The sequence below is a fragment of the Spiroplasma endosymbiont of Dactylopius coccus genome (assembly GCF_977110965.1).
On record NZ_OZ373019.1, the window covers coordinates 1,432,784 to 1,445,000 of the forward strand.

The window sequence follows — 12,217 nt, forward strand, 5'->3', positions numbered from 1 at the left end:
ATTACCAAGACTAGTTACTATTTGCAACTTGTTTTACAATATTATTCATAAAATATTTAAATATTTTTTTATTATTTATTTCACTAATTAAAATTTTATAAAGGTATTTATAATTAATTATTAAATTAAATAATAAAAAAAGCACAATTGTGCATTTAATTTATGGTGGAGATGGCGGGGATCGAACCCGCGTCCAAAAGTTAACTGACTAACTGTATCTACAGTTTAGTATAATTTAGAAAAATCACTATTTAATAATAAATTATACAAAATTATGAATAGCTAGTTAATGGAAATTCGAAAAAATTTATTAACATCATTTTTTCTAGTTTATCCTATGATACGTTACTAATAATGATAAACTTGCTATTAGTAACGGTAGTATTTACTTCTTAAGTAATTAAGCAGGTAAAACTGCTTGATTTCCTAAACCAAATCCAAAGTTGTTTAACTTTGTTGTGAATCAGTTAGGTACTACGGTTTTAGTTTGTTTTCCGGTTATGAAACCTCGTAGTATTATGGTCTACCAAACCACTGCCACAATTAGTTGTTCACTCCTGTCGAAACCAGAACATCCCCGCTAATATTATACATTACTTTCTACTATAAAACAATTTTTGGTTTTCTTAAAAATCACTAATAATTCTTTCAAACTTTCATCATAAATTATAAAATCTAAAAATTAAAATTTGGCAATTTATCAATGCTATTACTAATTCAAGAATTAATGGCAAAATTATCATGAATTATTACTTTTGAAACATTTCATTGTGATAAATTTTGATCAAACGTTATTGCACCGGCAAACATAGAATGCATAGTTATTACATTTGAAACATCTCAACCCGAAATATCTTGATTAAATTTTCTTGCACCAGCAAACATACCATGCATATCTGTCACTTTATTTACATTTCAACTTGAAATATTTTGATCAAAAGCATGTGCATTAAAAAACATACCTCTCATAATTTTTACTTTTTCTACTCTTCAAACTGAAATATTCTGATTAAATGAAGTTGCATATGCAAACATATCACTCATATCTGTAACATTTGAAACATCTCAACCCGAAATATCTTGATCAAACGATGAAGCACTTTGAAACATCTGTTTTGTACTTGTTATTTCTGATGGTAACTGATCTGGTACTTTTTGAATTGTTTTTGGCATTTTAACAGCTTGAATTTCTCCAATTTTATTTTCATAAAATCCAATTTGAACAATTTCAATAGTTTTTATATCTGATAAGTCTATTTTACTAGTTGTTTGCTCTTCTCCATTACTATCAACGTAAATTGTATCTTGTTGTTGTATTATTGTATATTTATAATGATTTGATTGTCTATTTGAATTTGGTGGTTTAGGTAATAAAATCTTTGGATTAGATTGTGATTTTATTTTTTTTCATTTTCTTCCTCGTTTTTTGCTTCTATATCAGAAGTATACAAAATACCAGCAGTGGCTGCACCAACTAAAGTAGTACCACCAACAATTGCAGTAATAATTTTATTTTTTTTATAATGGCATGACCATATTTTATATAATTTTATGTAGTAAAGTATTTAATATACTTAAATTTTATTTCAATTGTGATTTGTTAAAACATGATGCTTTTCTGTCACTCAATAATTTGAAGAAAATAACGTAATAAATATTAAACTAATAACAGTTAATAACGCAATAATATTACCAATATAAAACATTATTTCATTATTTAAAGTAATTAAATTATAATTAATAAAACTATCGAGTAAATCAACACTACAAGTTAAAATAGCTATACATGATGCATAAATTCCTGTAATAGGCATTAATTGTCGATAATTTCAATCTAAAACGAAACTATATATAACAAAATTGCAAATGCCAAAAGCAATATTGGATAAAATTTGTGAAATCAAAACTGCGTAAATATTAATAGTTACTAAACTAATCATAATACTTACTATATAGATTCCAAAACCAAAATATAAAGCAATATTAGCACTGAAAAAATAATATAATCATCATCCCAATAAAAAAACACCAATTACTTGTGGCAAAGTAGTAAATAAAGTTTTATAAACATGCCATCTTTGATCAATATTACTTATTTTATAATTAAAAAATTGAGAATTCATTAAATAATAAATTAAATAAATAGTTAATCCAAACATAATTAAAATTATTATTTTTCATTGAGAAAAAGTTTTAATTTTTTTTAAAACTATTTCATCATGCATACCCATATTTTTTGGATCTTCTCGCAAAAGAAAAGACATGAAAAAAGTCAAAATGAAAAAACACAAAGCAGCAATAATAAAATAACTGATTTTTGAAATTGTAATAGTTGAAATATTAAGCGTAAGCATATTAATCGGTATAATAAATTTGCCAATAATCCTGGAATAATAAGTATAGTAAAAGTTAAAAAAGCATGTGATTTTACAAAATATTGTTTATTGAACATTAATTCATGAACTCCTAATGATGCAGTACTCATTCCTAACGCAATATTTAACAAAATCAAAGATCAAAAATTTGGTACAATTAAAACTAAACAACAAGTAACCAAAAGTCAACTATGCATTTATCAAATATACAACTTTCTTTTTTTAAATTTTGCAGTAAAAAAAGTAGCTGGTATAGCAAAAATAATTACAGTAAGCGAAACAATCACTGTAATACTAATTGCTTCAGTTACTAAATTAGTTAATGATAAAACTAAAAAATTATTAATAGCTTTTAAACTATTAATACCAAGATAAAGAAAAAAATAATAACTAATAAATAATCATTGCCACTTATCTATCTTTTGTTTAAAAAGAAAAAATAAATAAAAACTTGTAAATAAACAAAAGATTATTAAGAAAGATAATTGAGGCTTTTTAGAAATCTGTGTATCTTTGTTTTACAAAGTACTAGTTAAGATTAATTCTATCTTCAAATTTTATCATAAAATGAGCAATTGCTGTATTTCAATTTTGAATGGGCATTGTTCATTTTTTTGTTATATTTTCAATTGCTAAATAAAATATTTTCAATTCTTCCATATCATTAGGAAAAACTTTTTTATTTCTGATAACTTTTCGTAATTGACTATTAACAGATTCAATAGCATTTGTGGTATAAATTACTCTTTTAATTTCTGTTGGATAACTAATAAAAACTATCAAATTTTCTCAATTTTTATATCAAGATTTAGCAATTTGAGGATATTGTTTATTTCACTTATTTTCAAATGTTTCTAAAGCCTGCATTGCTTGTTCTTCACTACATGCAGTATAAATTGGTTTTAAATCTGCAACTAGAGATTTTCTATGCTTATATGAGACATATTTCAAACTATTTCTAATTTGATGAACGATGCATAATTGATGTTCTGTTTTAGGATAAACTGATTGTATTGCTTCTGACATTCCTGTTAAATTATCACTACAAGCAATAAGAATATCATTTAAGCCTCGATTTTTCATTTCTGTGAAATTGGCTAATCAAAATTTAGAACCTTCATTTTCACTAATTCATAAGCCTAAAACATCTTTTTTACCTTCTAAATCAACTCCTAAAGCTATATACACAGATTTTTTAATAATGCGTTTATCTTGTCGTATTTTAACTACTATGCAATCAAAATAAACAATCGGATAAATACTATTTAATGGTCGATTTTGCCATGCTTTTACATCATCAATAACATCATCAGTAATTTGACTAATAACACTTTCACTAATATCAGCACCATGATATAACTCTTGTAATTGCATTCTAATATCTGATAATATCATACCTTTTGCATATAAAGAAAGAACTTGTTGATCAAAACCATCAAATCTTCTTTGTCTTTTTGCAATTATTACAGGATTAAAATTACTATTGCGATCTCGTGGTACATCAATCTCAATTTTACCTTGTTGAGTTATTAATTTTTTTGAACTTATACCATTACGAGCATTGTCACTATTACTATGTTGATTCTTATCATATCCTAAATAATTTTGCATCTCAGAATTCAACATTTTTTCTACTAATCTTTTTGTTAATTCTTTATACAAACCTCCCTCTTTAAAAACTGTTGTTAAATCTTCAGTATTTTCTAATAATAAATCTACTGCTTTTGATATTGGATCATTATTATTAATATTTTGCTTTTTAGCCATCTGTAATTCACTCTTTCTAGGTTTATTATAGAATTAATTAAACATAGTTATTTTTGTAAGTTACACAGATTACTAAACATTACCAGATAATCATATTATCATAGTTTTTTTCCTTTCTTAATTAAATTATTATTTTTTGATTTGTCTTACTGCATCACGATTTTTAATGGTTTCTCTTTTATCATAATTTTTTTTACCACGAGCCAATGCTATTTCTAACTTTGCTCTACTTTTACTATTTAAATATATCATTGTTGGAACAACAGTTAAGTTTTTTTGCTTTTGTTCTTGTTGAATTTTTTTAATTTCACGAGCATTTAAAAGTAATTTTCTTTTTCTTAATGGATCAAGTATATAACTAGTAGTAAATTTATAAGTAGTAATGTTCATATTAATAATATAAGCTTCATTATTACTAAAAGTTACATAACTATCCTGTAAAGATACATTACCTAAACGAATTGATTTAATTTCAGAACCAGTCAAAACAATTCCCACTTCTAATTTTTCTAATAATTCATAATTAAAGTACGCTTTTTTATTTTTTGCAATTATTTTCATTGTTTCCACCATTATTTTCAATAAACTTTATAATTAGATTATATAATAATAATTTCATAAATACTGAAATACTTACTTAAATTTGTTTTTTATTAAGAACATGCTATAATCTAATGAAGGTTAGATTAATCAATAGTTTTTCTAGCAATGATTAATGTAAAATTAAACATAAAATTAATATTTGTTGTATAGCGACCCAAGAAATAGATTTTATATTTGTTTTACGGGTTTTTGTTAATTTTATATATTAATAAACAACTGAAAGGAGTCTAAGGACATGGCAGGAGAGTTAAATACTAAACCAATAGCAGTAAAAAATAGTCAATTTTATCAAGGCGATTTGGGTTTTGATAAAAATAATAATGATAAAGTAATTATTTATAAGATTTTAACTGGTAAAAAACTTGAGGTTTGCAAAATTATTATTGATGAACAAAATCATATTTTAAAAATTTCTACGAAAACGGAAATTATTAATGAAGATGAATTCGAAATTTACACATTTGCTTTAGAAGCAGATACTGCTGATTTTATTTTAAAACTTATTGCTAAAAATCAAATTAATGCTGAAATTAATTATGCATTTATAAATAATATTGAAGATTCTTATAATATATCTGAATCAGACTCATTAGAAGAAAAAAAGAAAAAAATTAGGAAACTCTTTTAACTATTTATAAATTTCTTCTCAATTATAAACTGAACCATAACACAAAGCTTTAATTTTAAAATCATTGTTATTATTGATAATTTCTAAAATAGTTTGGGCAATAGAAATCCCTGAGGCAACTATATCATCAATAATAATAATGTTTTTTTTATTAAAAAATTTAATATATTTAGGTAATAAATGAATTTTATTAGTAATTTCCATTTGTCTTTCGCTAACTTTTAATTTATTTTCTCAAAATTTACGGTAGTTATCAACTTGGAAAATATTATTAATAAATAATATCTCATAATTTAATTTTTTATTAATAATTTTAACTAATTCAATTATTACCAATTCTAAACTACTAACTGAAGTAGGTTTTTTTGGCATCATAATAAAATAATCTAAATTTTCAAACAAATTAAATTTTTGACCAACTTCAAATAAATTAGTTGCTAATCTTATTATAGTATCTTGTTCAATATTTACTTGCTTAATTAAGTTATAATCTTCATTAACTCATAATAAATCCGGATATTGTTTTAAGCCTGGCGATTTAAAATAATTATAATAATAGCATTCAATGTTAAGATTGCTTTGTTGAATTAATCTTTTTTGCCCTTGTATTTTCATTTTTTTACTCCATTTTTCTTTTCATTTTTATTTTTTTTAACTTTACCATTTAGTTTTATCTTTTTTCTATATTTAAAATTATTTGCTTTATACATTTTTGATGATTGATTATTATTATTTTTATCACGGTTTTTATTTTGCTGACCATTTTCTTCTAAAATAAAATCAATAGTTCTAGCAACTTTATTTGCACTTTTAACAAGAACACTGACCTTTTGACCAAGAGCATACTGTTTTCGTTTTCTTTCACCAAACAAAATCATTGCTTTTTCATTAAAAATATAATAATCATCAGTCATGTCTGCAATTCTAATTAAACCCTCAATTGTATTATCTAACTCAACAAATAATCCAAAGCCAGTTACACTAGAAATTATACCTTCAAATTTATGACCAATAAATTGCATCATGTATTCTGCTTTTTTCATTTGATCTACAGCTCGTTCACACTCTAATGCTTTTAATTCCATATTACTAGATTGCTCAGCAGCTCAATTAGTAAAACTTTGATATTTCTCAATTATTTTAGCATTTATTTCTCTTTTAACTATATATTGGCGCAATAAACGATGAACTATTAAATCAGGATAACGTCTAATTGGCGAAGTAAAATGTGTATAATAATCACTAGCAAGTCCAAAATGGCCAATACATTTATTAGTATACTGTGCTTTTTCCATACTTCTTAATAATAAAGTTGATAAAAATTGAAATGTTGGTAATTGTTTTAAAGAATTTAATAATAATTGTAAATCTTTTGAACTAATATTTGTGATTTTTGGATTTAGTTTAATGCCCATTAATTTCAGAATTGTAACCATTTGATGCATTTTTTTAGAACGAGGATGTTCATGAACACGATAAATAAAAGGTAATTTCATATCAAATACAGTTTTAGCAACTACTTCATTAGCTCTAATCATAAAACTTTCAATTAATTTTTCAGCGATATCACGAGTTCTTAAAATAATATCAGTTACTTCTCCATTGTCATTAATAATTGTTTTTGCTTCATTAATTTCAAAATCAATTACTCCAGCATCTTGTTTAAACTTTCATAAAATTTGGTGCAATTCTTTTGCTTTTAGTAACATTTCTCAAATTTGTGGATGTGTTTTAATAAAATTTGGATTTTTACCATTATATCCATCATTTACTTCATCATAATTCATTCTTCTTGCTGATTTCATAAATGCCTGATAAATTTTATGTTTTACTGTTAAACCATTCTTATCAATCTCCATATCACAAACCATACATAAACGTTCTACTTGTTCATTTAAAGAACAAATACCATTTGATAACTGCGTTGGTAACATAGGAATAACACGATCTGCTAAGTAAACAGATGTACCGCGAGTAAATGCCTCTTCATCTAAAGGACTATTTTCTGTTACATAATGACTAACATCAGCAATAGCTACAATTAAACGATAATTACCATTAGCTAGTTTAGTAACACAAATAGCATCATCAAAATCTTTAGCATCTTTACCATCAATTGTAACTAATAACTCTTTAGTCAAATCAATACGACCAATTTTATCTGATTCTAACACTGTTAATGGCACCTTATCTGTTGCTGCTAATGTTTCAACATCAAATTGTGCTTTAATGCCAATTTCATAAATAACAGCTAAAATATCAACACCAGGATCATTAATATTACCCAATATTTTAGTAATAGTAACATTAAAAATATTCTGTTCAAAATTTTTAATTTTTGTAACAACAATATTATTTTCTAACGCTTTATCAGGATTTAAAATATTAACTTCATACTGTTGTAACTTTGCATTTTGAATTAATAATGTTTTTACTTTCGTATCTGCATTAACAATAACAGTACCAACAAGAAGATTAGTATCACGTTTAATAATTTTTAATACTACAGCCTCATCATTCTGATTATTAATTTTCACTAACTTACATAATACTTCATCATTATTTAACGCATTATTTATGTTTTTTATATTAACGTAATATTCTTCTTCACTATTTAATAATTTAACAAATCCAAATCCTTTTTTAGTAATTTGAATTTTGCCAATAAATAAATTATTATTTTTTAGCATATAAAATTGTTGTTCTTTATTTTCCAAAATAATTTCACTATTTTTCAATTCTTCTAAATCAGCAATAAGTTCTTGCTGTTGATGATGATTAGTAATATTAAGTTTCATTGTTAAATCAACCGTTGATAAAGGTGTAATACTATTTTGTAACTCATTAATAATCTCTTGCTTCATTTCAATCAATCCCAACTTTATCCTAATTATATAATTAATTATAATCTATCTTTTAAAATTTATAAAAAGGCACACTAAAATGCGCCTTTTTATAAAATAATTATCATTAATTTATAACTCCAATAGTATTAATAAAAATTCTTACTATTATTGCCATAGTAAATAACGATATACCTAATACTAAAGTGGCAATAGAAAATAACTTACTTCAACCACGTTCTTTAGTACTAGCAAATAATTCTTGATTACCCCCACTTAAAGCACCAAGTCCATTATGATTTTTTTTACCTTGTAATAAACCTAAAATTACTAATAATATAGCGATAATTAAGGCAATAATTTCAAAAGCAAAAATAATGTTTTGACTCATTTTGTCACTTCCACTTCTTTATAATATTATTAATTTTACACTTAATTTTACTAAAAATAAAAAAATTTCATAATTATTATTATGACTTATTCCAAAATTAAAATTTTAATTATGAAATAAGCCTAATATGTTATGTTTTATAATTCTTTTATAGGAAAATTTATTAACTTTATTCTGGTTCAATTTCTAAGTAATTTCCAACAGCATTTGTTACAATCTTTCATCCATGTTGATTGGTCATCATATAAAAAATGTTTATTTCTGAAAAATTATTATACATAACTTTAACCAAAGTTTTTAAATTACTATCACTTAAACTATTTGCTAAGGTTCCTATCAATTGTGGAAATTTAGTAATTTCACTTAAAATTTTTTTTCAAAAAGTTGATAGTTATCTTTATTATCTTGATAAATTTCTGCTAATTTTATTCACATATCATTACTAATACCTAATTTAATTTTACTTGATTCTGTATATTGTGGAGTTTTATTGTCTAAAGGTATGTAATATTTTTCTATTTTATTATATTGATTATGGGAATTGATATCAGCATTATGAGCATGCGATCAATTATACACTAAATATGCTATTCCACCAACTATAATTACTCCACCCACAACTCATCCAATAGGCCCTCCTTCAATCATAACAGATGCATCACCTTCACCAATAGCAATCGCACCTTCTTCACCAACCTCTAATAAAGGCACTGCTTCTTCTGTTTCAACTACTGTTGTAGCTTGTGGAGAACTTATTCATTTAACAACTCTATATGCAGGTGGAATACTCATAGTTGTGGTAGTGGCTAGACCTTTTAATAAATATTCATTTTTATTAGGTGTTATAAAAACGATTCCATATTTATGCAATTCAACAATTTTTTCAAATTGTGTTCAACTAGCATCAGTAAAATGTTGTCCATAAATTTCTGTTAGTTTTTTTCTTACATTATTTTTACTTTCTGTAGATGTGGTGTGATAAATATCTAATAATTTTTGATCAATAATTTGTGTTTTTAAAATATCACACTTTGGTTTCTGATTTATTCTAGAGCCTGTACTTTGATTACTTTGTTGATTTCTATTTCTAGAACTAGTTCCAATGTTAAAAGATTGTTCAGATGTTGATGGCAAAACAGCGCTTCCGCCTGCTAAAGGTGAAGGGGTTGTTGTTGTAGTGGTGTGCAAATTACTTGGTTTATAATTTGATATATCTTCAAGTGTAGTAAAAGTAACACTAAAATTACAATCATAAATAATATTCAAATTTTCTGTAAATATTATACTGTTTGGACGAAACATATGTGATAGCGGAATTATTAATGTAGTTGAAGTTAAAAATGAAGAGAAATCTATACCCGGCACAAAGTCGAAATGAAAAACTAAATCAGGATTTAATTCTCATAACCTTTCCATAATAGTACTCGGATCATTACGTCTAATTTGTCCTAAATTAGTATTTCTAAGTAAAGTTGATAATCTTACGCTTTGTTCATTAATAGTAAAAGTTACATTTAAATCACTATCAAAAACAATATGAGGATTATTCTGTTGAAAATCATAAACATTTTCTGATAAAATTTGAAAATTATTTATGCCTATAGGATGTCTATTTGTAAAACTAGGATAACGTAAATGAAAATCGGGATTTAAAAAATTTAGTCTCTCTATTATTGTTAATGGGGCATTATCTAACAATTCTCCTAACTCAGTTCTAATAATAATACTTGATAATGTTAATCTTTGAGGTGTAAAGTTAATAGTAAAATTTAAATTTTTTGGAATATTTCTTGCGGGATTTTGATCGTAAATGTTAATACCAGCATGCACTGTTGCATTAATATTTGTAATGTTTTCAAATTCAATATTTTCTAAAAATCTTCTCTAGATAAAATTGGATGATTAATTTCTCTTAATCTTTGAATAATATGTTGTTTATCATTCGCTTCAATTTGACCAATATTAATTGTTGTCATTGTTTTTTGTAAACTTGGTGGAGTTTGCCTTTTAACTCTTTTTTTTGTAGAATTTAGTCTTTCATCTTTTTCTTCTAATTCATTTTCTGTTTCAGTTTCTATTTTAGTTAAAGTACCACTTTCAGCAGGAATACCACTAGTTAATGCAATTGATGCAATGATTGTTTTAATAATTTTCTTTTTCATAATATAACCCTCTCTTTAAATCTTTAAATTTTTCATAATGTAATCATTTTATATGATTTATGAAATAAAACAGATTTGATATAAAAATATCGGGGTTTTAGAAATCTAAAATATATTCTTTGATAATTAAAAAAACACAACATATTGATTTACATCATTAATATTTTCATCAATATTTCAATATTGATTTGAGTTTTTAAGTGGTCATTCATTTATTTGGATTTTTTTATTTTTATTACTTAATGAGTTTTATTTTTTTGACTTATTTATATAAATTTTTCTTGATTTTTAAAAAGTAATATGCTGATAGTTTTGATTTAATATATTTTCTTAGATATCTAATTGAAAAATATTTTTTCCGTCTTTAATAATTTTTAATTTTGAAAAAATATTTAACTTATTAATAAACTCCTTTCATGTCAAAATTAGTGTTAATTATATAACACAATTGTTTTTAGAATACATTAAGTTTTTTAGAATTAATGTTCTGATAAAAAATCTAAGAACCTGTTTGGAATCTTTTATAAAATAACGTAAAATGACTATATATTTTAAGATAAGGGGTATATATGCATAAAAATTATCCAAGTCATGTTACTAAAGAACAATTTGAGAACATAAGATCAATTTTAGAAAATAGCAAAAAGAAAACAAAACCAAGAAATTTAGATTTATATGAAGTATTTTGTGCAGTTTTATATGTATTAAAAGTGGATGTCAATGAAGAATGTTACCAAAAAATTTTCCAAAATGACAAACTGTATATTATTATTTTCAAATTTGAAGTAAAAATAGTGATAAAGAACCTAGCACTTGACAAGTAATTTTAAAAAAAATTAGTTAGAAAAGTTCGTATCAATAATGGTAGAAAAGAACAAACTAGTTTTTGTATAATTGATTCACAAAGTGTTAAGAACACAGATACTGCTAAAAATAAAGGTTATGATGCTGGTAAAAAAATTTCAGGAATAAAGCGTCATATTGCTGTTGATTCTCAAGGTTTACCACATACAATTTACATAACCACAGCAGAAAAAACAGATCGTAACAGTGCTATAATAATGATTGAAAATGAAAAAGAAAATTTATCTAAAGTTCAAAAAATACTAGTAGATGTTGGTTATACTGGTGAAAAATTTGCTTTTAAAATCAAAACAATCATAAATGCAAATGTTGAAGTTATCAAACGTAATGAATTACATTCTTTTGTATTATTGCCAAAAAGATGAGTTGTAGAACGAAGTTTTGCATGATTAGAAAAATGCAGAAGATTATGAAAAAATTGTGAAAGAAAATTAAATACTAGCTTACAAATGGTTGTTCTTTCCTTTATTTCAATTTTATTAAAAAGATTTTAAACAGGTTCTAAGAAGCAAGAATCAACCATTCCAAAAACAACATATTAACTATTTTATATATCTTTCAATGATGAAAGTCCATTTTTAAGT

12 protein-coding genes, 1 other RNA gene and 1 pseudogene are annotated in these 12,217 nt (G+C 24.4%); 3 read left to right on the forward strand and 11 right to left on the reverse strand.

Annotated features, from left to right (window positions below; all coding sequences use genetic code 4):
- Positions 1-163 precede the first annotated feature (163 nt).
- The 3 genes from ssrA to ACXUB0_RS09010 all read right to left on the reverse strand — a co-directional run bounded on the left by ssrA (position 164) and on the right by ACXUB0_RS09010 (position 2,225).
- Positions 164-579, reverse strand: a transfer-messenger RNA (tmRNA) gene (ssrA, locus tag ACXUB0_RS09000).
- A gap of 96 nt (positions 580-675) precedes the next feature.
- Positions 676-1,173, reverse strand: coding sequence for a BspA family leucine-rich repeat surface protein (locus ACXUB0_RS09005; RefSeq protein ID WP_338957998.1), 498 nt, complete (start codon positions 1,171-1,173; stop codon positions 676-678).
- Between the two features lie 401 nt (positions 1,174-1,574).
- A complete protein-coding gene (locus tag ACXUB0_RS09010; protein ID WP_458258444.1) occupies positions 1,575-2,225 on the reverse strand; it encodes a hypothetical protein in 651 nt (216 codons plus the stop codon).
- Between ACXUB0_RS09010 and ACXUB0_RS09015 the strand changes: the two genes are divergently transcribed.
- Positions 2,220-2,750 (forward strand): hypothetical protein, encoded by a 531-nt coding sequence (locus ACXUB0_RS09015; protein ID WP_458258445.1) that lies wholly within the window; start codon positions 2,220-2,222, stop codon positions 2,748-2,750. The genes ACXUB0_RS09010 and ACXUB0_RS09015 overlap by 6 nt on opposite strands.
- Positions 2,751-2,903: 153 nt before the next feature.
- On the opposite strand, the gene ACXUB0_RS09020 is transcribed toward ACXUB0_RS09015, so the two are convergent.
- Positions 2,904-4,142 carry an IS256 family transposase gene (locus ACXUB0_RS09020; protein ID WP_458258446.1) on the reverse strand — a complete coding sequence of 413 codons (1,239 nt, stop codon included), beginning with the start codon at positions 4,140-4,142 and terminating at the stop codon, positions 2,904-2,906.
- A gap of 129 nt (positions 4,143-4,271) precedes the next feature.
- Positions 4,272-4,703: an SsrA-binding protein gene (smpB, locus tag ACXUB0_RS09025; RefSeq protein WP_252320720.1), complete on the reverse strand. Its 432-nt coding sequence runs from the start codon at positions 4,701-4,703 to the stop codon at positions 4,272-4,274.
- A 277-nt stretch (positions 4,704-4,980) separates the two neighbouring features.
- Between smpB and ACXUB0_RS09030 the strand changes: the two genes are divergently transcribed.
- Positions 4,981-5,373: a hypothetical protein gene (locus ACXUB0_RS09030; RefSeq protein ID WP_252320718.1), complete on the forward strand. Its 393-nt coding sequence runs from the start codon at positions 4,981-4,983 to the stop codon at positions 5,371-5,373.
- On the opposite strand, the gene ACXUB0_RS09035 is transcribed toward ACXUB0_RS09030, so the two are convergent.
- The 6 genes from ACXUB0_RS09035 to ACXUB0_RS09060 all read right to left on the reverse strand — a co-directional run bounded on the left by ACXUB0_RS09035 (position 5,374) and on the right by ACXUB0_RS09060 (position 10,769).
- Entirely contained in the window at positions 5,374-5,988 is a 615-nt protein-coding gene (locus tag ACXUB0_RS09035; protein ID WP_458258447.1) for a hypothetical protein, read from the reverse strand.
- Entirely contained in the window at positions 5,961-8,237 is a 2,277-nt protein-coding gene (rnr, locus tag ACXUB0_RS09040; protein WP_458258448.1) for a ribonuclease R, read from the reverse strand. Before rnr ends, ACXUB0_RS09035 begins: the two co-directional genes overlap by 28 nt.
- Before the next feature lie 106 nt (positions 8,238-8,343).
- Positions 8,344-8,607, reverse strand: coding sequence for a preprotein translocase subunit SecG (secG, locus tag ACXUB0_RS09045; protein WP_458258449.1), 264 nt, complete (start codon positions 8,605-8,607; stop codon positions 8,344-8,346).
- Positions 8,608-8,776: 169 nt separating this feature from the next.
- Entirely contained in the window at positions 8,777-8,947 is a 171-nt protein-coding gene (locus ACXUB0_RS09050; protein WP_286642093.1) for a hypothetical protein, read from the reverse strand.
- 23 nt (positions 8,948-8,970) lie between these two features.
- The gene (locus ACXUB0_RS09055; RefSeq protein WP_458258450.1) at positions 8,971-10,437 is read right to left on the reverse strand and encodes a hypothetical protein; all 1,467 of its coding nucleotides are present in this window, start codon (positions 10,435-10,437) and stop codon (positions 8,971-8,973) included.
- 41 nt (positions 10,438-10,478) lie between these two features.
- The gene (locus ACXUB0_RS09060) at positions 10,479-10,769 is read right to left on the reverse strand and encodes a hypothetical protein (protein ID WP_458258451.1); all 291 of its coding nucleotides are present in this window, start codon (positions 10,767-10,769) and stop codon (positions 10,479-10,481) included.
- A gap of 569 nt (positions 10,770-11,338) precedes the next feature.
- Here ACXUB0_RS09060 and ACXUB0_RS09065 point away from each other — a divergent pair.
- A pseudogene (locus ACXUB0_RS09065) lies at positions 11,339-12,124 on the forward strand (transposase); the annotation flags it as partial.
- Positions 12,125-12,217: the final 93 nt, after the last annotated feature.